Source organism: Variovorax sp. YR216, from assembly GCF_900107745.1.
GTDB lineage: Bacteria > Pseudomonadota > Gammaproteobacteria > Burkholderiales > Burkholderiaceae_C > Variovorax.
The window spans coordinates 1-20,622 of sequence record NZ_FNRO01000023.1; the positions used below are offsets into that span (position 1 = coordinate 1).

18 protein-coding genes and 2 pseudogenes are annotated in these 20,622 nt (G+C 62.7%); 14 read left to right on the forward strand and 6 right to left on the reverse strand.

Annotation, left to right across the window (positions count from 1 at the left end; translation table 11 throughout):
- Positions 1-320 precede the first annotated feature (320 nt).
- Both BLW05_RS31645 and BLW05_RS31650 read right to left on the reverse strand, forming a co-directional pair.
- A complete protein-coding gene (locus tag BLW05_RS31645) occupies positions 321-980 on the reverse strand; it encodes an RES family NAD+ phosphorylase (protein ID WP_093168192.1) in 660 nt (219 codons plus the stop codon).
- The gene (locus BLW05_RS31650) at positions 973-1,596 is read right to left on the reverse strand and encodes a hypothetical protein (RefSeq protein WP_093168194.1); all 624 of its coding nucleotides are present in this window, start codon (positions 1,594-1,596) and stop codon (positions 973-975) included. Before BLW05_RS31650 ends, BLW05_RS31645 begins: the two co-directional genes overlap by 8 nt.
- 564 nt (positions 1,597-2,160) lie before the next feature.
- Between BLW05_RS31650 and BLW05_RS31655 the strand changes: the two are divergent.
- Positions 2,161-2,385, forward strand: a pseudogene (locus BLW05_RS31655) (nuclear transport factor 2 family protein); the annotation flags it as partial.
- Between the two features lie 544 nt (positions 2,386-2,929).
- On the opposite strand, the gene BLW05_RS31660 reads toward BLW05_RS31655, so the two are convergent.
- The 3 genes from BLW05_RS31660 to BLW05_RS31670 are packed head-to-tail and all read right to left on the reverse strand — an operon-like array spanning position 2,930 to position 5,955.
- Positions 2,930-3,667 (reverse strand): ABC transporter substrate-binding protein, encoded by a 738-nt coding sequence (locus tag BLW05_RS31660; protein WP_093168386.1) that lies wholly within the window; start codon positions 3,665-3,667, stop codon positions 2,930-2,932.
- 9 nt (positions 3,668-3,676) lie between these two features.
- Positions 3,677-4,873: a 2-methylaconitate cis-trans isomerase PrpF gene (gene prpF / locus BLW05_RS31665; RefSeq protein ID WP_093168196.1), complete on the reverse strand. Its 1,197-nt coding sequence runs from the start codon at positions 4,871-4,873 to the stop codon at positions 3,677-3,679.
- Positions 4,870-5,955, reverse strand: a complete 1,086-nt coding sequence (locus BLW05_RS31670; RefSeq protein WP_093168198.1) for a lactonase family protein — start codon at positions 5,953-5,955, stop codon at positions 4,870-4,872. The genes prpF and BLW05_RS31670 overlap by 4 nt, the downstream gene beginning before the upstream one ends.
- Before the next feature lie 91 nt (positions 5,956-6,046).
- Between BLW05_RS31670 and BLW05_RS31675 the strand changes: the two genes are divergently transcribed.
- The 5 genes and pseudogenes from BLW05_RS31675 to BLW05_RS36655 all read left to right on the forward strand — a co-directional run.
- Positions 6,047-7,030: a Bug family tripartite tricarboxylate transporter substrate binding protein gene (locus BLW05_RS31675; RefSeq protein WP_177142894.1), complete on the forward strand. Its 984-nt coding sequence runs from the start codon at positions 6,047-6,049 to the stop codon at positions 7,028-7,030.
- A 23-nt stretch (positions 7,031-7,053) separates the two neighbouring features.
- On the forward strand, positions 7,054-7,971 hold the full coding sequence (locus BLW05_RS31680) for a GntR family transcriptional regulator (RefSeq protein ID WP_256330583.1): 918 nt from the start codon (positions 7,054-7,056) through the stop codon (positions 7,969-7,971).
- 264 nt (positions 7,972-8,235) lie between these two features.
- A complete protein-coding gene (locus BLW05_RS31685) occupies positions 8,236-9,180 on the forward strand; it encodes a tripartite tricarboxylate transporter substrate binding protein (protein ID WP_256330584.1) in 945 nt (314 codons plus the stop codon).
- 165 nt (positions 9,181-9,345) lie between these two features.
- Positions 9,346-12,114 (forward strand): aconitate hydratase AcnA, encoded by a 2,769-nt coding sequence (acnA, locus tag BLW05_RS31690; RefSeq protein ID WP_093168284.1) that lies wholly within the window; start codon positions 9,346-9,348, stop codon positions 12,112-12,114.
- A pseudogene (locus BLW05_RS36655) lies at positions 12,102-12,197 on the forward strand (acyl-CoA thioesterase); the annotation flags it as partial. The gene acnA and the pseudogene BLW05_RS36655, both read left to right, overlap by 13 nt.
- Before the next feature lie 105 nt (positions 12,198-12,302).
- On the opposite strand, the gene BLW05_RS31700 reads toward BLW05_RS36655, so the two are convergent.
- Positions 12,303-13,283, reverse strand: a complete 981-nt coding sequence (locus tag BLW05_RS31700; RefSeq protein WP_371126998.1) for a LysR family transcriptional regulator — start codon at positions 13,281-13,283, stop codon at positions 12,303-12,305.
- Positions 13,284-13,350: 67 nt separating this feature from the next.
- Here BLW05_RS31700 and BLW05_RS31705 point away from each other — a divergent pair, with 67 nt between their 5' ends.
- The 8 genes from BLW05_RS31705 to BLW05_RS31740 all read left to right on the forward strand — a co-directional run bounded on the left by BLW05_RS31705 (position 13,351) and on the right by BLW05_RS31740 (position 20,394).
- Entirely contained in the window at positions 13,351-14,592 is a 1,242-nt protein-coding gene (locus BLW05_RS31705) for a pyridoxal phosphate-dependent aminotransferase (RefSeq protein ID WP_093168286.1), read from the forward strand.
- Entirely contained in the window at positions 14,585-15,406 is an 822-nt protein-coding gene (locus BLW05_RS31710) for an ABC transporter substrate-binding protein (protein WP_093168288.1), read from the forward strand. Before BLW05_RS31705 ends, BLW05_RS31710 begins: the two co-directional genes overlap by 8 nt.
- A 20-nt stretch (positions 15,407-15,426) precedes the next feature.
- Positions 15,427-16,122, forward strand: a complete 696-nt coding sequence (locus BLW05_RS31715) for an amino acid ABC transporter permease (protein WP_093168290.1) — start codon at positions 15,427-15,429, stop codon at positions 16,120-16,122.
- A gap of 2 nt (positions 16,123-16,124) precedes the next feature.
- A complete protein-coding gene (locus tag BLW05_RS31720; protein ID WP_093168292.1) occupies positions 16,125-16,877 on the forward strand; it encodes an amino acid ABC transporter permease in 753 nt (250 codons plus the stop codon).
- A 25-nt stretch (positions 16,878-16,902) separates the two neighbouring features.
- Positions 16,903-17,631, forward strand: a complete 729-nt coding sequence (locus BLW05_RS31725) for an amino acid ABC transporter ATP-binding protein (protein ID WP_093168390.1) — start codon at positions 16,903-16,905, stop codon at positions 17,629-17,631.
- A gap of 13 nt (positions 17,632-17,644) precedes the next feature.
- Positions 17,645-18,310: an RraA family protein gene (locus BLW05_RS31730; RefSeq protein WP_093168295.1), complete on the forward strand. Its 666-nt coding sequence runs from the start codon at positions 17,645-17,647 to the stop codon at positions 18,308-18,310.
- Positions 18,311-18,689: 379 nt separating this feature from the next.
- Positions 18,690-19,406, forward strand: coding sequence for a tyrosine-type recombinase/integrase (locus tag BLW05_RS31735; protein WP_093168296.1), 717 nt, complete (start codon positions 18,690-18,692; stop codon positions 19,404-19,406).
- Positions 19,399-20,394, forward strand: a complete 996-nt coding sequence (locus BLW05_RS31740) for a tyrosine-type recombinase/integrase (RefSeq protein WP_093168298.1) — start codon at positions 19,399-19,401, stop codon at positions 20,392-20,394. Before BLW05_RS31735 ends, BLW05_RS31740 begins: the two co-directional genes overlap by 8 nt.
- Positions 20,395-20,622 lie beyond the last annotated feature (228 nt).

Genomic DNA, 20,622 nt, shown 5'->3' on the forward strand with positions numbered 1-20,622 from the left:
TTCCTCCATGGAGGCTTGTCCAACACCTGCCCTCAGGCCGCTGTCGCGCTCGGCGCTGTCGTGTCGCACGGGCAGGTATCGGACAACCCTAAACCATTGCGGGCATCCGCGTGAGCTTGTTGAACTGGAGCAACCCGCCACATCCGGTCGGTCGCGTAGTTGCGCTCCACGACCGCTTCTGGCGGAAGCAGCCGTTGAGGTCAAGGAGCGGCCAATGCAAGCGTCAGCGATCCAGATCCGTGGAATCTGCTCTATGGTGCTCCCTTCGCTGAGCTGCAAAGAACAATGCTCCCTCAGCACGTGACCGACCGCGCGGAGCATCAGATCGACGGAAAGACGCCTGCGCCGAGCTCGTCCAGCAGCTCGATGACCAGGCTCTCGTACACCTGCATCGGGTGGGAGCTGCCGTCGTCGTCGACATCAGACGTGTCTACGCGATCGCCGAAGAGCATGATCACCTCGCTCTGGTTATCCCGCTTGGACATCCAACGCAGACCCTGGGCCTCTGGCATGTCCTGCCAGATCCACTGGGCCCATTCTCTGGTCCTGGCGTAGTCGTCCTTGTCGCCCTCGAAGAGGTGGGCTGGCGCCAAGCCGGCGGCCTGGAGGCCCATCGTGGTCATGTTGACGAGCCTGGCCGCCGGCGCCCGAATGCGGCTTAGATGGAGATTGGCGCGGTAGTCGCGCTCCAGGTCGTGCTGGTAGCCGGCTGACGGGTTGGGAACGTCATGCAAAACGATCTCCGCGATAGCACCGCGCTCGCTCTCTGCCGCGTAGATCGTCGGGATCGGCTTCCCCGTGACGGGATCGAAGAGGGGGCTGAATCGTGCGTTTCCGAGTCCGGAGCCGTTGAAGGCGGCCGGCGCGTACTTCCCGGTCGCAGCATCGAACGGATGCACCCGAAACCAAGTCGCCGCCTTGTGCGGCAGGATCCGGAGGGCTTTGGGAGGAGGAGGAAGAAGCGGCGCCGGACTAGCCATGCACCGCACCCACCTTGTGATCCTCTGCGGCGGCAATGACGGCAGAGGGCTTGCTCGAAATCACCTCGCGTGGGCGCTTCCCGCCCAGGAACGAATTGGTGGACTCGAACCACGCCGCCACCCGAAACGGTGAATAGTCATCCAGGATCTCCAGCACCCGCTTGACTGCCGGTAGCGGCTGCCAAGTGGTGTCGAAAATGTACGCCGGGTAGATCTTCTTGCCGCGGTGGTCAATCCCGAAGATCCGCCCGCTCTGACTCCAGCGGCTGACGGCCGCATGCGGATTCGCCGCCTTGGCGTGCAGGCGCTGACCGATTTCGGCGGCCGAGCTCCACTCCGTGCCTTGAAGCACGGCGTCGATGGCACGCTTCTCGAGCTCGATCCGAGTGGCTGGCGCTCGCTTGGGCTCAACGCCGTCGACCAGCGCCTGCATCGATTGCCGCTCGAGATCGCTGATTGCCTCCCGAACTTGCAGGGTGAGCACCTTGTCCTCGCTTCCGCCGAGGAGCAGGGCCACACGGTCGATGACGAGGCGACTGGCCTCCCGCATGCTGTCGATGCGCGTCACGAGTGCCTGCATGGCATCGTTCGACGATTCCTTGGCTGCAGTGTTCATGGCGCCTTCGTGAGATTCGTGAGGCAATTGTACGCCTCGCGCTTCTCCGGAGCAACAAGCCTTTTGGGAACTCAAATAGCCGGCTGGCCGCTTTTAGCCTGCTCGCGTCGCCGGTGTAGGGAAGCGTTGAAGTTTTCAGTAGCTGCCTCAGCTTCACCGGCTCCGCGCGCGCATCATTTCAGCCGTTGGCCGCGTTCATCTTTTCAGTTTCCTATGCGGGCTGAAACCCATGGTCAAAAACGCATTTAGATGTTCGACCGCGCGAGTCACAAGCTGAAAGGCCAGATTCAGACGGGTCGCGGGGCTTCGAACTGGCAGCCACTTCGTAATAGCCGCATCGGCCCCAGTGTTACGGCGGCTGTGCAGCGTGAAGCGTCCTTCGGGAGGGCAGGGTGGATGGGCGGGTACGTGCCCATTGCAGACATCTGCTTGAGCTTGTCGAACTAGAGCCCTCGGCCAGGCGCTGGCGTGAAAACCATAAGCGACACCGTTTCAGTCACAACGACCGACCTGCAGCCGGGGTAGCCACACGCGGCAGCGCATGCCGGCCTCGAGGAATGGCACCGCATCGTCGCCGCGCGCGACTGGGAACGGTTGCCCGACCTGCTGGTCGAAAATGTCGTTCTCCGAAACCCCGCGGCCTTCGCGCCGCATCACGGCAAGGCCCCGATGGGGGCCATCCTGCGCGCGGTGTTCGGCGTGATGCAGGACTTCACCTATCACAGCCACTTCGGGCGCGGCACCGGCTACATGCTCGAGCGCATGGCCGGATCACCGATTTCATGGTGATGATGCGGCCCGCCAGCGTGGTGCTTGCGCTGGCGGCCGAGGCGGGCAAGCGCTTGGCCGCCGCGCCGGCGCTGTAGCGGTCATCAGCGCCGCACCGCCGGGCGCGTGTCCACGCGAAGGCAGACGGGCGCCGAGATCGGGACACGCCCGTTCCGAGTGCTGGCGCCGAAGTGAAGCCAGAACTGATGGCTCACTCAGCCTAATTTCTCCGTCATCGGAATCGACATGAAACACGACGACACGGTCGAAGCCACCTTTGCAAGCCTGGCAGCAGCAGGTGGAGCAGGTCCGGCGGCGCTGGCGCGAGCGCGGCGGTGGACATGCGGGCCTAGCCAGGCCTGAGCAGGTTCAGGGTCTGACAGACGTGCAGGTGATGACGGCGTTGCTCGAAGGCGACCTGCCACCCGCACGTGGCGGACACCTTCGGCCACCATTCTTCACGCGCTCGATTGCCAAGTGTGACCTCGGTGCGGCGATGACTTCGGTCCACAGGCGGTCAATGATGGGCTTGGGTGTACCGGTGTACCAGCCGGTGCAAACAATCCTATGGCGTCGCCTCAGGCGCCACCGCTGCGCCGTCGATGCGGTGGCGTTTGAGCGCTTCTTGCACGAAGCCGGAAGACTTGCAGTTCTCGATGAACTGCTGAAGCAGCGATGCCGCCAGCGCGCTTCGTGTGGAAGGAAGTCCCATCGCCTGCTGGATGACCATGAAACGCTCGGGCAGAAGGCGCAGCCCGCCGACTCGTTGGGCATCCGATTCGAGCTGTTGCTTGACACCTGCCGCAACGTCGTAACCGCCTTCGATGAACAGGTCTATGACGCCTGGGGACGTTGCGCTCCGTACGAGCTCGGCCTTCTGCAGTGCACGCGTCAGGTACAGGTCGTAGGCGCTGCCTTTCCCCACAACGACGCTGACGCCGGGCTGCTCGACGTCTTCGTGGGTCTGGAAGTGTGCGTTTTCGCGCACGAGGTAGTAGCCTTCAATGAGCACATACGGCGACGTGAACTGGACGCCCTGAGCACGCAGCGGGTCGACGGCGAAAAAGCCCACGTCCGCACGGTCATTCGAGACGGCATCGACGGCCTTGGCCGCACCGTCGAAGACCGAGAGTTCAAGCGGAAGCTCCAAGCGTGTGGCGAGCGCTCGAGCCAGGTCCACGGACACGCCCGTAGGCTCTTTGCCTGCTTCCTGGCGTGCCAATATAGGATTGCCAAGATTGATGGTGGCTCGGAGCACCCCGGTCGGGGCGAGCGCTTCAGCGTCATGCGCAGAGTAGTGCACCACGAAACCTCACTGCGCTGGGGACCAGTTGGAGGGGACGAAGACTTGCCCGTCCATCAGGCGGCGAGCACTGCGGCTCATGAGGGCCTTGGTCACTGACCAGGTTTCGTCCTGCTCGGCCGCGTCGGCCCCCACTTTCAACGTACCTGATGGATGACCGAAGCGGATTTCGTCGTGACGGCCCCCACCGAGAACGCGGGAAACCAAGGTGCCAGGGATTGCTGCGGCAACCGCAATCGCGACGGCTCCGGTGCCGGTCATGGCGTGGTGAAGTTTCCCCATTGAGAAGATCCGGGCGCACAGGTCCATGTCGTCAGAGCTGACCGCCTTGCCGCTGGACGCTGTGTACCCAGTGGGTTGGGCAACGAATGCCAGCTTCGGCGTGTGCGGTCGCTTTTCGGTTGCCTCTGCGGCCGTGGCCGCGAGGCCCATGGCGACAGTCGCGTTCGCGCGAATGGCTTCAGCCTTTGCCAGCAGTTCAGCGTCCGTGTTGACGCGAGGCTGCAACTCGGAACCGCTCAGACCCAGCGTGACAGCGTCGACGAAGATGGTGGGGTTGCCGGCATTGATGAGAGTCGCCTCGACGACGCCCACTCCGGGCACATCCACCTTGTCAATCATGTTCCCCGTGGGGAACATCGCGCCCCCTTCGCCGTCTTCGTCCGCCCCGGGGTCCAGGAACTCCAGCTTGATTTCAGCTGCAGGGAAGGTCACCCCGTCGAGTTCGAAATCGCCAGTTTCTTGGACTTGACCATCGCTCATGGGGACGTGCGCAATGATTTTCTTCTGGATGTTGGCTTGCCAGATGCGCACGACTGCGACGCCGTGCTCCGGCGCCGTTACCAGGCCTCGCTCGATGGCAAACGGACCGACGGCCGAGGTCAGGTTGCCGCAGTTGCCGCTCCAGTCGACGACGGGCGATTCGATGGCGACCGCGCCGAACAGGTAGTCAACGTCACAGTCTGGGCGAGAGCTCGGGCCCACGATGACAACCTTGCTCGTGCTGGAAGTCGCTCCGCCCATGCCATCAATCTGCTTGCCATAAGGGTCCGGGCTCCCCGTGACACGCAGCATGAGGGCGTCTCGTGCCGCGCCAGGTCGGCGAGCGGCGTCCGGGAGGTCGTCCGGCGTGAAGAACACTCCCTTGCTGGTTCCGCCGCGCATGTACATCGCGCGAATGCCAATCTGTGAAGCTTGCTTTGTCATGGGTTTCCTTTCGATGGATGGGTGAACGCGACGCACACCGGGCTGCCGGTTGTGGTCAGCAGTTCAACAAGAGACGGACCCGCGACGCAGACGATGGAGTCGGCGTCTTCGTTCGCGACACACAGGGCATCGCTGTCGGGGAGGGGAGAGATGAAGCGGGGAACGGTGCCTTCGACTCGGGTCCAGGTTGGAGAGGACAGTGCACCGCCTGTTGGACTGACGTCGTAGCGCACCACGCTGCCGTGGCCGCGATTGCTCACCAGCAGGTGGCGTTCGTCTCGGGATAGGCTGATGCCAGCGCCTGTGTTCTCGCCAGTGAAGCAGTCGGGGACTGTCGTGGTGCGAGCGATGGGCTCCAACCGACCCGTCGATGCGTCGAACCGCGTCCGCAGGACTTGGCTGGACAGTTCCAACACCACCCAGGCAATCACGCCGTCCGTACGGAAGACCAGATGCCGGGGGCCGCTCCCTGGTGCGACTTCGAGGGTCGATACCAGGCGCAGTTCGCCTGTTGCCTCGTTGATGGCAACGGTATGGATGCCATCGGCGCCCTTGTCCGGTACGAGGAACCACTGACCCGACGGGTCGAGGACGACCTGGTGTGGGTGTGCGCCGCGCTGCTGGGTCCTGTGGGGGCCGGCCTTTGCTGGGAGCTCAAGCAGATGTGCCACTGGGCCAAGCGAGCCATCTTCTTGAATCGGCACGCTCACGACGCTGCCCGAGGCGTAGTTGGCTGCGACGACCCAGTGCTTGCCGGCACTCATCGCCAGGTGGACGGGATTCGTTCCTCGAGTGGACTGCGTTCCCAGCCCGTGAAGGTGGCCATCAACGTCGACTTTGAAGCTGCTGATTTCGCCGCCGTCGCCATGAACGCAGTGCAACGCGCGGCGCTGCTCATCCAGCAGGAGGTAGGACGGGTTGTCGCCGGCGGGAACGGTCCATCTGTGGGTCCATCGGCCGGCTCTCGACACATCGAAAACCTCTATGCCGCGGCCCCGGGCGTTCCGAAGCGCGGTCGTCCTGCACCCGACATACGCGCGATACGCGACGTCGGGATGGTCGATGTTCGGGATTGTCTCCATGGTTTGACCTGTCTTTAAATTGCATTATATGATTAGTTTAGACAATCAACAATTCTCGACGCCCTTCCGCCCACTCTTTGGAGACAACCTCATGACCCGCATTTCTCGTCGCGCGCTGCTGCAGGCAGGCGCCGCTGTCCTTCCCCTCGGCTTTGCCGGCCGTAGCTTTTCCCAGGACAAATTCCCAACCAAGCCGGTCACGCTCATCGTTCCCCAGCCCGCCGGAGGCGACGCCGACGTGGTGTGCCGGAGCATCCAGAGGAAGATGCAAGAAGTGCTGGGCCAAGCGGTCGTCATCGAGAACCGCGCCGGTGCGGGCGGCAACATCGGCACGGCCCTTGGCGCCAAGGCCGCTCCCGACGGGTACACCGTGACATTCGTGAATCAGGGCACCATGTCCCTGAACCCTTGGCTCTATCCGAACCCTGGCTACAAGACTGAGAGCCTCGCTCCCGTTACATGGCTGACCTCCATCGACCTGGTCATCGTCGCGAACCCCTCCGTGCCGGCGAAGAACATGAAGGAATTCCTGGAGCTGGCCAAGAAGGACCCAGGGAAATTCACGTACGGGACGGCGGGCAATGGCAGCGCCAACCACATCGCCGGCGAGATGCTCAAGTCGATGGCCAAGGTGGACATCACCCATGTGCCATACAAGGGCGGTGCGCCGGCCATCGTCGCGCTGCTGGGCGGTGAAATCAGCACCGTCGTGGCATTCCCGCTGGCCGCTCTCCCTCACATCAAGGCGGGCAAGCTCAAGGCGCTGGCCGTCACCGGCAAGAACCGCTCGAAGGCGCTGCCGGACGTCCCGACGGTGGCCGAGAGTGGTGTGAGCGGCTATGAGTTTGCTTCCTGGATGGGGCTGACCGTGCCGAAGGGCACTCCGGACGCGATGGTCCAGAAGATCCACGCTGCCGCTTCGGCTGCGGTGAAGGAAAAAGACATCGCCGAGAAGTTGTCGGCGGGCATGACCGAGCCCGTTGGCGCGGGCCCCAAGGAGTTCGCCGAACTCATTCAGCGTGAGAACGAGCGCTGGTCCAAGCTCATCAAGCAATATGGGATAAGGATTGACTGACCTAGACTACGAGCATGGCCCCTGTGAAAGAAGTTGCCTCTGCCCCGGAACTGACCTCCCTGCAGCAACGTGTTGCCCGGGAGATCGTTGCTTTGGTGCGCAGGGACAACCGTGTCGCGGGGGACCATCTGCCGGAGATTCAGCTCGCCCAGCACATTGGGACTTCCCGCTCGCCGATTCAGGTCGCCCTGAGGCACCTGGCTCATCTCGGCGTCCTGCAGCAGGACGCCAACCGCGGCTTCTTTCTGAGTGTCGATGCCAAGGACTGGGACGCTTCTGTGTCCAGTCTCCTGGCTACGGACGATCCTCTTTATCTTCGTATTGCGGAGGACCGTCAGTCCGAAATCTTGCCCGACGAGGTGACCGAGGCCGAGTTGATGCGTCGATATGGGGTGGCGCGAAGCACCCTACGGAAGGTTCTGTCCCGGATTTCCGAGGAGGGCTGGATTGAGCAGAGCATGGGGCACGGATGGCGATTCCTGTCCTTGATTGACTCTCCGGACGCGTACGAGGAGAGCTACCTGTTCCGGCAGTCCATCGAGCCGGGGTCCATCCTGGGACCGTCCTTCAGCTTCGTGCCGGCCGAGCTCAAGCAGCTCAGGCGCGAGCAGCAGCGCATCGTCGACGGGGGATTCCAGACGATGACGCCCATCGAGCTCTTCGAGGCGAACAGCCACTTCCACGAGACGATTGCCCAGTGGGGACACAACCGATTCGTCTTGCAGTCGGTGCGGCGAATCAATCAACTGCGCCGGTTGGTGGAATACCGGCAGGCCACCAAGCGAGGCCCCCGGCACACCCAGGCTGCAGAGCATCTGGCCATCCTGGATGCCATCGAGCGCCAGGACTTCATGCAAGCTGCCAACTTGATGCGTGCACACCTGAATGGCGCGCGCCGCGGCAAGCTGCAGGACTCCAGCGTTTTCTCCCAAGCGGCCTGAGCAGGCCGCTCCTTCCTTGAACCACTGAGCCCTCGGGCTCGTCGCCCGCCGGATGCCCGGTCGCGCCAGGGGTTGGAGCAACTCGTTACTCATTCAAAGGGTATGCCCTCGGCCAAGATTGCCTAAAGTGATCATAAAATACATAACAAGGCGCTGACGAGATTCACTCGTTTCGCGCCGTCTCCACAACGAGCAGTGAAGGAAACATCCATGCAAACCAACGAGACAAAGAAGCTATTTTTTCGCGCAGTGCGACGCACGCTGTTGGCGACCGCCGCGGTGGGCGCCTTCTTTGACCCCGCTTGGGCCGAAGCGCCGTATCCGAACCGTCCCATCAAGCTCGTCGTGGCCTTCGCTCCGGGTGGTGGCTCCGACTTCATCGCGCGCCTTGTCGCGGTGAGACTTGGCGAAAAGCTGGGCCAACCAGTCATCGTCGAAAACCGCCCCGGCGCTGGCGGCAACCTGGGCGCGACCACCGCGCTCAAGTCGCCGGCAGACGGCTACACGTTGTTCCTGGCTGCTGCCAGTTACACCGTGAACCCTGCGCTCTACAAGCTCACGTTTGACCCCATCAAGGACATCACTCCCATCGCGCAGTTGGCTCGAGGACCATTCATCATCGCGGTGAACCCCGAAGTGCCAGCCAAGAACCTCAAGGACCTGGTGGCCTTGGCTAAAAAAGAGCCCAACAAGCTGAGCTACGCCTCGGCGGGCACCGGCAGCATCGTCCACATCGCGACCGAGTACTTCCTTGATGTCACGGGCGCACAAATGATGCATGTGCCGTACAAGGGCACGGCCCCCGCACTGACCGACACCATCTCGGGCCAGACCCAGGTGGTCTTCGGCACCGTCGCTTCCACCCTCCCATTCGCCAAGGCTGACAAGCTCAGAGCACTGGCCGTGACGACGCCCAACCGGCTGGCAGCACTTCCCGATGTGCCCACGACTGCCGAGGCTGGCTTCCCCAACTACTCTGTGACGAACTGGCACGGAATCATCGGCCCCAAGGGCATCCCGCAGGACATCGTCGCCAAGCTCAACAAGGCCATCAACGAATCAATCCACGGTGCGGAAATGACCAAGGGCATGTCGTCTGACGGCTTGACGCCGGCCGGCGGAACCCCGGCTGAGTTCGGCAAATTGCTCGCGGATGAGACCGCGCGCTGGCAGGCGCTCGTCACGAAGCGGGACATCAAGGTCGAATAAGAAGGCTCCCGGCGCGCTCAAGGCCTTGCGAGCGCGCCGCATCGAGTCGTTCAGCGCACTCGAACGCACTGAGCGATGCAAGGCCCCATTAATGAATCCCACAGGGGTCCGCACCGTTGCCACGTTCGTTAGACGCAGCCCCGTCTCCCCACTCAAGGAAATCAGATGAAAACCGAACCTCAGATTAAGCAACTTCCCGTGGCCAACCGGACGGTGCGCTATGTCTCTATCGCGGACGTAAACGGCGTCGACCAGCTTCCCTTCTCCCTGCGCATCCTGCTGGAAAACCTGATGCGCCAGGCGGCGACCCGTGACGTGGACACCCAGGCCGAGATCGATGCGCTTCTCGGCCGCAAGGTGGGGGCAGGGCTCACCTTCTATCCGACGCGCGTGTATGGGCAGGACATTCTGGGTCAGGTGATGCTGGTGGATATGGCCGCCATGCGCGACGCTGTAGCAGATGCGGGAGGCGATGCGTCCAAGGTGAGACCCAAGGTCCCAGTCGACGTCATCATCGACCACTCGCTTCAGGTCGACAGCTGGGCGTCTCCAATGGCTCGCAAGCTCAACCTCGAACGCGAATATCAGCGCAACGGCGAGCGCTTTGCGTTCCTGAGGTGGTGCAGCAGCAGCTTCGAGGGCGTGCGCATCGTCCCTCCGGGCAAGGGCATCATGCATCAGATTCACCTCGAGTACATCGGCAAGGTGGTCTGGGCGGACAAGGATGGCCAAGGCGAACTTGCAATTCCTGATACCTGCGTCGGCAGCGACAGCCACACCCCGATGATCAACGGCCTGGGCGTTCTAGGTTGGGGCGTCGGCGGTATCGAGGCGGAGGCCGTGATGGTCGGCAAGCCTGTTGCGCTCGCGTTGCCTGAAGTGGTCGGCATCGAGGTGAAGGGCAAGCTGCGCGAAGGCGTGCTCCCTACCGACCTTGTCCTCGCCATTACGCAGCGAATGCGTGCGCTCGGCGTGGTCGGCAAGTTTGTCGAGTTCTTCGGCAACGGCCTGGAGGCCCTGTCGCTGGGGGACCGCGGGATGATCGCCAATATGGCGCCCGAGTACGGGGCCACCGCGGTCTACTTCCCCATCGACGAGCGCACGATGGACTATCTGCGGATGACGGGCCGCGATGCCGCTCAGGTCGAACTCGTGGAGGCGTATGCCAAGGCGCAAAAGCTCTGGCGCAGCGCGCAAACGCCCGCACCCGTCTTCGACACCGTCGTGACCATTGACCTCGACGAAATCCGCCCGTGCCTGGCTGGTCCCCGCAACCCCGAGGACCATCTGCCCCTGGAGACGGTGCCAAGCGCCTTCGTGAAGCACTACCAGGAGATTGCCGGCCGGCCTCTTGATCCACAGCACGTTGCTCCCGTGAAGGCCGAGCAGTTCTCCCTGCACGACGGCGACGTGCTCATCGCAGCCATCACCAGCTGCACGAACACTGCCAACCCCGTGAACATGATGGCCGCCGGCCTCGTTGCAAAGAAGGCGGTAGCCCTGGGCCTCAAGGCAAAGCCGTGGGTCAAGACTTCCCTGGTGCCAGGGAGCCATGTGACAGCTGCCGTGCTCGAGAAGGCGGGGCTGCAGCAGTCGCTGGACGCGCTCGGCTTCCATGTCGCCGGCTTTGGTTGCACAACCTGCAACGGCGGTTCGGGTCCTCTTCCCGATGCGGTGGTCGAGGCCATCGAAGCGGAAAAGCTGGTAGGTACCGCAGTGCTCTCTGGCAACCGCAACTTCGAAGGCCGCATTCATCCCAACGTGCGCGCCGCCTATCTCGGCTCGCCTGCGTTGGTCGTGGTCTACGCGCTCACCGGAACGTTGTCGGTCGATGTGACCAAGGAGCCCATCGGAACCGGCAGCAACGGCCAACCGGTGTACCTGCGCGACATCTGGCCGACTTCGGTCGAAATCGCCAAGGCAGTTGACGGCGCCTACGAGCCGGAAATCTTCCGTCAGAAGTACGCCGACCTGTTCGAAGGGGGTGAACCATGGGACGCCCTGGCTGGAGAGCGCAGCGAACGGTTCCCGTGGAATGACGGCAGCACCTATATCCTTCAGCCCCCGTATTTCGAAGGCCTCTCGCGCGAAGCTGCTCCGGTCCAGGACATCACTGGCATGCGGCCGCTGGTCATCCTCGGCGATTCCGTGACGACTGACCACATCTCTCCGTCGGGTGCCATCAGCCTCGGGACACCCGCCGCCGACTTCCTTCTCTCGAAGGGGGTCGAGCGCCGCGACTTCAACAACTACACGACGCGTCGCGGCAATCACGACGTGGCGGTCCGCGCGACCTTCGCCAACATTCGCCTGCGCAACCGCATCGTGCCTGGCGTCGAAGGAGGCGAGACGAAGCTGATGCCCGAAGGCAAGCAGATGCGCGTGTTCGAAGCCGCCGGGGAATACTTGCGCCGCGATGTGCCCCTCGCCGTCATTGCTGGCAAGAACTACGGTTGTGGCTCCTCGCGCGACTGGGCAGCCAAAGGCGTAGCCCTGCTCGGCGTCAAGGCGGTGATTGCGGAGAGCTTCGAGCGCATCCATCGAACCAATCTCGTGGGCATGGGCGTACTGCCGCTGCAATTCGAAGCGGGCACCACGGCGGAATCGCTTGGCCTCGATGGCAGCGAAACCATCGATGTGCCTGCGCTCGCCCAACACCTGAAGGTGTCCGGTCGCATCGACGCCATCGTGCGACGTACCGATGGGTCGATAACGGTCGTTCCTCTCGTCATCCGCCTCGACACGCAGGAAGACGTGGACTACTGGCGCCATGGCGGTATCCTGCCGCTGGTATGGCGTGACTACGTCTCAGGGAAGTCCGAGGAGCATGTGTCGCACTCGGCCCAACGCATCGAACCGGAGGCGGGCGGCCCACTGCACGAACTGCCTGATGCCATGCCTGGAAGTGCCGGCCAGGGCGTGTCCTTGGGTTAGTGATTTTCCTCGCGTCCATCAATCACACGGGGACCCCGTCGATGGAGGTCGGTATCAAGGTGGTCGCTGAAAACATCCGGACGTAAGAGGCCTTCCCGCAGTTAGGGAAGGCCACTCATCCCGGACAGAAGCGTCGTTCGCTAAGCCCGTTCAACTCGCCTGATAGCCGAATGTCGGCGCCAGTCAGGCTATTTCCCTTGATCAATCGCTTCCTCTCTTTGAAACATGCTGGAGAAGTCACAGCATTCCTGCGCCAGCATCGCGATCGACTTGACCAGCGTGCTTCGCTGCTCTGAACGGTACATCGCAACGTACGACATGTCCGGCGCGGAAGGCGTCACCTTGATGGTTGCAAGCATGCCGCTTTCGATCATCGGTTTGAGGCATTGAAGCGGCAAGTAGGTGATGCCGAGGCCCGAGACGGTCATCCCGATCTGCGCGAGCATGTTGTTGCTGCTGATCGAACTCGTGAGCCTGACGCCCTGCGATTCGAGCCAGCGATCGAGCACCATGTTCGTGGCCGATTGGGTCTGCAAGAGCAAGGGGTACTTGCCCAGTTCGTGCAGCCTCAGCGGCCTTCGTGTTTGCACGAAGCCCGGCTTGCACATCCAGACCACTTCCACAGTGCCGACCGGGTGAACGGCAAAGCGCGGCTCCCGGAACGCATCGGGGACGATCGCGAGGTCCAGTTCGTCAGCCAGGAGCTTGTCTCGCAGCGCGAAACTGGCGTCTACCGCGGGTCGTATGGTGACCTTGGGATAGAAGGCCCGGATCCGCGCCACCAGCTTGGGCAGCCATGTCATGGCCGTCAGTTCGGTGATCCCGAGCCTGAACTGGCGTTCCACGACCTCGGGTTTCTGGAACTGCTCGACGGCCAGATCGCGCTGCTCGAGCAGCCGCTTGGCCACGGCCAACATTTCCTCGCCTTTCTCCGTCAACCGCGAAGTCCTCAAGCTGCGGTCAAACAGGGGCGTATCGAACAAGGCCTCGAGCTCCTGGATGCGCTTGGAAACCGCCGACTGCGTGGTGTGCAGCTTCTCGGCCGCCTTGGCAAATCCTCCAAGCCTCACCACCCAGTAGATCGCCTCCAGTTGCTTGAACGTCATCATGGTGCGTGGTCCTCGGGCTAACCCGATATGAATCGAAAAAAGTGATAACAATGAATTCAAAAATATCGCTTTTTTCGAATCGGATGTCCATGAAGAATGCGCTCACACCGAACGCAAAAGCCTTCCCATGACCTATCCGATCGCAAGCCGCCTCGACTTCGTGAAGCCATCTCCAAGCATGGGCGCCAAACTCCGCGTGGATCAACTGCGCGCCGCTGGCCGCACCATCATCGACTTCAGCATCGGAGAGCCGGACTTCCCCACACCCTCGCACATCGTGGAGGCAGGGGTGTGCGCCCTGACCTCGGGACAAACTCGATACACGGCTTCGGCCGGTATTCCGGCGCTTCGTTGGGCCATCGCCGAGAAGCTCGACCGGGAGAACGGGCTGACCTACGGGCCCGAGCAACTGGTGGTGGGGTGCGGTGCCAAGAACATCATCTACAGCGCGCTGGCAGCGACGGTGAACGAGGGCGATGAAGTCATCGTTCCCGCTCCATATTGGGTTTCCTACCCGGACATGGTTGCGTTGCATGGGGGCACGCCGGTCATCGTGCGATGCGACGAAAGCGCGGGATTCAAGCTGTCTGCCGATGCGCTGGACCAGGCGATCACAGCGCGCACGCGGTGGCTGGTCCTGAATTCCCCGAACAATCCCACCGGCGCGATCTACTCGCCCGAAGAGTTGAGGGCGCTGGCGGACGTTCTGTTGCGGCACCCCCATGTTTGGGTGATGACCGACGAGATCTACGAGCATTTCGCGTACGGGGACGTGCGTCACCTATCGATCGTGGCGATCGAACCCAAGCTGAAGGATCAGGCTCTCATCGTGAACGGCGTGTCGAAGGCCTATGCGATGACTGGATGGCGAATCGGCTACGGCGCTGGGCCGGTGCCGCTGATCAAGGCCATCACGCTCTTGCTCACACAGAGCGTCTCGTGCGCCGCGACGGTCAGCCAGGTGGCGGCCGTCACCGCACTGCAAGGGCCGCAGGATTGCGTGGCCGACGCCAAGGCCTTGTTCCAGGCCAGGCGTGACCGGATGGTTGAGTTGCTCAACAAGATCCCTGGCATTCATTGCCCTCGACCGGACGGCGCTTTCTACGTCTTTGTGTCCGTAGCTGGCCTCATCGGGGCAAAGACGCCATCAGGAAAAACGCTCCGCGACGACTTGGACGTGGTCATGTTCTTCCTCGATGAAGCCGGTGTGGCCGCCATCGACGGCAGCTCCTACGGTGCGCCTGGCTACGTGCGAATGTCCTTCGCAACTTCGATCGAGCAGATCGAAGCGGGCTGTGCCGCGCTCGCCGAAGCTGTTTCTTCCCTCGTGACCGTTCCATCAACCTTGAAGGAAACCGACCATGCATAAGTTTTCCATCCCATCGCTTGCTCTTGCCGGAATGGCCGCACTTTCCGCTGGATTGGCTCATGCCGACCAACTGGCCGACATCAAGCAAAGAGGCACGCTGGTTTGCGGCACCTTGGGCATCGCCGAGCCGTTCAGCTTCCCGAATCCGCAGACGCGCGAAATTCAGGGCTACGACGTCGATTTCTGCGCCGCTCTAGCCAAGAGCCTGGGCGTGAAGCTCGAAGTGAAGATGGTGGCCGTGCCCGCGCGGATTCCCGAGTTGCAGCAGGGTCGCGTGGATGTCCTCGCAGCCAATCTGGGCTGGACGCCGGAACGGGCACAGGAGATCGCATTCAGCGACGGCTACTACGTGAGCTTGACAAAGGTGGCGACACGGCGGGCCGACGGCTACAAGAAGCCGACCGATCTTTCCGGAAAGCGCGTCGCCGCCACCAAGGGCTCCACCTCGGAAGCAGGCGCCCGCAAGGCGATCCCCAACGTCACGACGGTCACCTACCAGGATCCGCCCGCGGTCTTCCTGGCCCTGCAGCAGGGCAAGGCCGACGGCATCGCGGTCTCGGAACTGGTGCTCGTCAAGTGGCAGAAGGAAGTCCAGGCGACGGCCCCGATCGACATCCTCGAGCCGGAGCTGTTCAGCGAACCGTGGGGCATCGGCGTTCGCAAGAGCGAACCGGCGATGCTCAAGCAGGTCAATGACGTGCTGGAGTCCATGGAGAAGTCAGGTGAAGCCGCGAGGATCTTCGACAAGTGGCTGGGCACCGGGACGACGTACGGGATGCGCCGCGGCTTCAAGATCGAGCCGATCAAAGGCTAGCGCCGGGCGAGACCGTCCCCATGAATCCCATCGATTTCTCGGTCCTTCTGCGCGGCGACTACCCGCGGATGATCGCGAACGGACTGGTCACGATGCTGGAGCTGACGGCTCTCGCGTGGTTGCTGGCCATGCTCATCGGGACCTTGCTCGCCCTTGCGCGCATGACCACGAGCCGCGTGGCACGCGGCCTGGTGGCCGCATGGGTGGAGTACCACCAGAACGTGCCGATGCTAGTGCAGGTCTTCCTGTGGTACTTCGGCGTTGCCGCGTTGCTTCCCGCTGAGCTGCAGGTCTGGATCAATCGCCACGGAGGCGAGTTCATCTTCGCCACGATCTCCATCTCGCTCGCCATGTCGGCCTACGTCTCCGAAGACCTGCGCGGCGGAATTCGCGCAATCCCCAGATCGCAACTGGAGGCCGCGCGTGCACTGGGCTTGAGCTACCTGCAGTCCTTCCGCCTCGTCGTCCTGCCGCAGGCGCTTCGGATCGCACTGCCGACGCTCGTCAACCACACCGTGCTGCTGTTCAAGGGCACGGCGCTGGCCATGACCATCGGCGTCGCCGAACTGACCTATGCCACGCGAGAGATCGAGACGCAGACCTTCAAGACGGTGGAGATCTATCTCTTCACCACGGTCGTCTATCTGGGTTTCTCGCTTCTGATCATGTTCGCCGGCAATCTGGCCGAGCGTCGCTGGGCCCTCGCGGCGAGATAGTCATGAACGACATCCTGAGCATCCTGCGTGACCATGGGCTCCTGTTGCTCGTGGGGCAGTACCCCAACGGGCCGCTGGGCGGCCTCGCGATCACCTTCATCCTCTCCGTGCTGGGCGTCGCCCTGGCGTTTCCGCTCGGCGTCGTCCTGGCGCTCGCCCGGATCAGCCCGTTCAGGTGGCTGTACTGGCCCGCCACCGCTCTTGTCTACGTGATGCGCGGCGTGCCGCTCCTCATGCTGATCTTCTGGGTGTATTTCTTCCTGCCGGCCTTGCTGGGCCGCCCGGTCAGCGGCTTCAGCACGATGCTCGTGACGCTGGTGGTCTATCAGGCCGCCTACATCGCCGAGGTCGTGCGTGCCGGTATCGAGTCTCTTCCGAAGGGCCAGACCGAAGCCGCGCGGGCCGTGGGTCTGAGCTACATGCAGGCGATGCGCAGGGTCGTCCTGCCGCAGGCGCTCTACAACATGGTCCCCTCGATGCTGAGCCAGTTCGTCTCGACCATCAAGGAAACGTCGCTGGGCTACGTCATCAGCGTCAACGAGCTGACCTTCGCGGCGAACCAGATCAACAGTTCCCTGATGACCAAGCCCTTCCAAGTTTTCGTAATCCTGGCTGCGATCTATTTCGTGCTGTGCTTCACGCTGACCCAGCTCGCCCGCTACCTCGAGCGACGGGTGGCCCGCCGCCGCGCGGGAGCGCCGGCAGCCGCGGCAGCGCCATCCCTGCCAATTGCCGTTCCCGCAACGGCGGAGTGAGCTTGCCATGACATCGGTTTCTTCCATGATCCGTTTCGAACGCGTCAACAAGTGGTATTCGGACTACCACGCTCTCAACGACATCGATGCCGAGATCGGCAAAGGCGAGGTGGTGGTGGTTTGCGGGCCTTCGGGTTCGGGCAAGTCGACGCTCATTCGCACCGTCAATCGCCTCGAGGAAATCCAGAAGGGGCGGATCACTTTCGACGGGCAGGACATCCATGCGCGGTCGCTGGATCTCAACAAGTTCCGCAGCCACGTCGGCTTCGTATTCCAGAGCTTCAATCTGTTCCCTCATCTGTCGGTGGCCGAGAACATCATGCTTGCGCCGACCATCGTCCTGAAGCGCAGCAAGGCGCAGGCGAGGGAGCGGGCGGAGCAACTTCTCGCGCGTGTCGGCCTCGCGGCCAAGATCGATGCCTTTCCCACCCAGTTGTCCGGCGGTCAGCAGCAGCGCGTCGCGATCGCGCGAGCGCTGGCCATGGATCCTCCGGCCATGCTGTTCGACGAGCCCACCAGTGCGCTCGATCCCGAAATGGTCGGCGAGGTGCTCCAGGTCATGAAGTCGCTCGCGCGTGATGGGATGACCATGATGTGCGTGACCCACGAGATGAACTTCGCACGCGAGGTTGCCGACCGCGTGTGGTTCATGGACCAGGGGCGCATCGTCGAAACCGCCGCGCCCGAGCGCTTCTTTTCTGCGCCACAGACGGATCGCGCCCGCAAGTTCCTCTCTGACCTCAGATCACATTGACACCCGCACCGCCATGAACGAAAACTTCACGATCAACGAGGTTCCCCCGGGTCCCCGCAAAGAATGGCTCGATGCTTTCCTCGGCGTCCCCACCTCCCACATCAGCGACAACCTCAGGCGCCTGGAGGGCATCCTGGGCTTGCGACGATTCCATCGGTCACGAAAGCTGATCGGCACCGCCGTGACCGTCAAGGTACGCGCAGGCGACAACCTGCTGACGTACAAGGCGCTGTCGATGATGTCGCCCGGGCATGTGCTGGTGGTGGACGCAGGTGGCAACACGAGCAACGCGATCGTCGGCGAGTTGTTGATGACCTACGCGCAGCAGCGGGGTTGCGCCGGCTTCGTTGTCGACGGTGCCGTTCGCGATTCCGCCGAGTTCGCGGCGGCCGACTTTCCGTGTTACGCGCGGGAGGCGACGCATCGCGGCCCGTTCAAGACGGGTCCGGGCGCCATCAACGTTCCGGTGAGCATCGGGGGGCAGGTGGTACAGCCTGGCGACGTGATCGTGGGCGACGAAGATGGTCTCGTCGTCTTCGCGCCTTCCGAAGCGGATCGCCTGATCAGTGCCGCGGAGCGCACGGCGGCTGCGGAGCGCGCCATCCGCGAGGAGATCCTGACAGGGAACGTTCGCCAGTCGTGGATGGACAAGATGTTCGCGGCGCATGGCCTGGAATAAAGGGTGGCCGAGTGCTTTCTCAAGTGGATCCATGAGCCGCTCCGAGCAATTTGCGATGACGCGCCGGCACACCGAAGCTTCACTGATTGAAAGCCGTCGAATACCGTTGTGCAGCGTGAAGCGTCCTTCGGGAGGGCAGGGTGGATGGGCGGGTACGTGCCCATTGCAGACCTCTGCGTGAACTTGTCGAACTAGAGCCCTCGGCCATCTTCGGACGCTCGTGCCGCCGTAGTCGATGCCCGCTCTTCCCCCAAGCCGACATCGGCCGCGCTTGATCACGTTCAGCGATCGAAGCGTTGCCGGGAATCCAGGGGGAAAGGCGCGGATCGTCGAAGCCGCTTAGGCGTCAAGACTCCGTTGGGGCAATCTTCGAGAGGAGATGCAGCAGTTGCTTGCGCTCATCGGCTGCCCCAAGCTACCTCCCCAGATTACCCCATACGTGTACTCGCGCGACGAACTGCAGCGGCTGCTGGACGCCACGGACTGGTTCACGTCGCGGTCAAATCGCCTTCAAGGCTTAACGTACCGTTCACTCCTGTTATTGCTTTACGCCACTGGGCTTCGCGTGAGCGAGGCACTTGGGCTTTGCTTGGCGGACATGGATCGGGCACAGCGAATGCTCACCGTTCGCGAATCCAAGTTCTACAAGACGAGGCTGGTGCCGATCGGCGAAGACGCCTTCCAGGTCCTGAGCCGCTATGTTGATCGCCGGTGCCGCGAGCTGCCAATGCCGCACGGAGCGTCGTCTGCGCTGTTCGCGTCACGTTCAGGGCGTCCGCTGAGTTACCGGCGGGTGCTCACGGTGTTCCATTTGGTCCGCGCCGAAGCCGGGATAGGCTGCCCGCCCGGCGAGCACCGTCCGCCCCGATTGCATGACCTGCGACATACCGCGGCTGTTCACCGCGTGATCAGTTGGTATCAAGAGGGCAAGGATGTGCAACAACTGCTGCCTCGGCTTGCGACATACCTGGGACACGTGAACATCGTTTCGACGCAACGCTATTTGCACATGACGCCTGAATTGCTGCATGAGGCCAGCGTGCGCTTCGCCCAATATGCCGCACTCGACGCCTGCGAGGAGAACGACGATGCCTGATCACGCGATGCTGGCGCCTTGGGTGCGCCGCTTCCTCCTCGAACACCTGGTGGCCGAGCGTAATCTTGCGCGTAACACACAGGTGAACTATCGGGATTCTTTGGCCCAGTTGCTGCCCTTCGTGGCCAAGATCGTACGCAAGGATGTTGATCGCCTGCTGGTCGAGGACGTATCTGCCGAGCGGGTGCGCGCCTTCCTGGAACACGTCGAGCATGATCGCGCCTGTACCGTGCTCACACGCAACCAGCGTCTCGCTGCGCTTCACTCAATGGCGCGCTTCATCGGCGCGCGCTCGCCTGAGCATGCTGCGTGGTGCGCTGAGGTTCGATCGGTTCCCTTCAAAAAGACGACCAAGTCGATGGTCGGGTACCTCGAAAAGCCGGAGCTGGATGCGTTGCTTCAGGTGCCCGACCGGCGCACTTCGATCGGAGCACGAGACTATGCGCTCTTGCTTTTCCTCTACAACACTGGAGCACGGGCAGATGAAGCCGCGACCTTGAGGGTGGGCAATCTTCTGCTCGGTAGCTCACCGGCGGTTCGCATCCTCGGCAAAGGAAGCAAGTGGAGGGTGTGCCCGCTTTGGCCCCAGACCACCGCTGTCCTGCGCCCCTTGGCAAGGGATCGTGGCCCCGAAGAATCTGTGTTCAAAGGTCGAACAGGCGATCCGATGACACGCTTCGGTGTACACCGCGTTGTGACGACCTGCGCGGCACTTGCGGTGAACCGCTTGCCCTCGTTGATCGGGAAACGCGTCAGTCCTCACATCATCCGGCACACGACCGCGGTGCATCTGCTGCGTGCTGGCGTCGACATCAATACGATCCGGGCATGGCTCGGACATGTATCACTCGATACGACCAACGTCTATGCCGAAGTCGACCTCGAAATGAAGGCCAGGGCACTGGCCAGCGTCGACATCACCGGGCTTCCCACCTCGCCGCGGCGACGACAAGCGCCGGCGGTCATGGACTTCCTGAGGCAGCTTTAGAAGGGTGACGATTGCCGGAACTTATGTGCGGCGTGGCCGGCTCCCCACAGTCGGCCAGACACGACAGGACGGAGGCCGGGAACACATATCTTGGGCCGCAACATCATTCTTGTACTCGGCTCGAACTTGGGCGGAATAGCACATGGACATCTGCGCGGGCGCGCGGTCCTGAAGGTCGGTACGAGAAAACTGTAACAGCTGCTCCAGATGGGATTCAGGCGCGTAGAG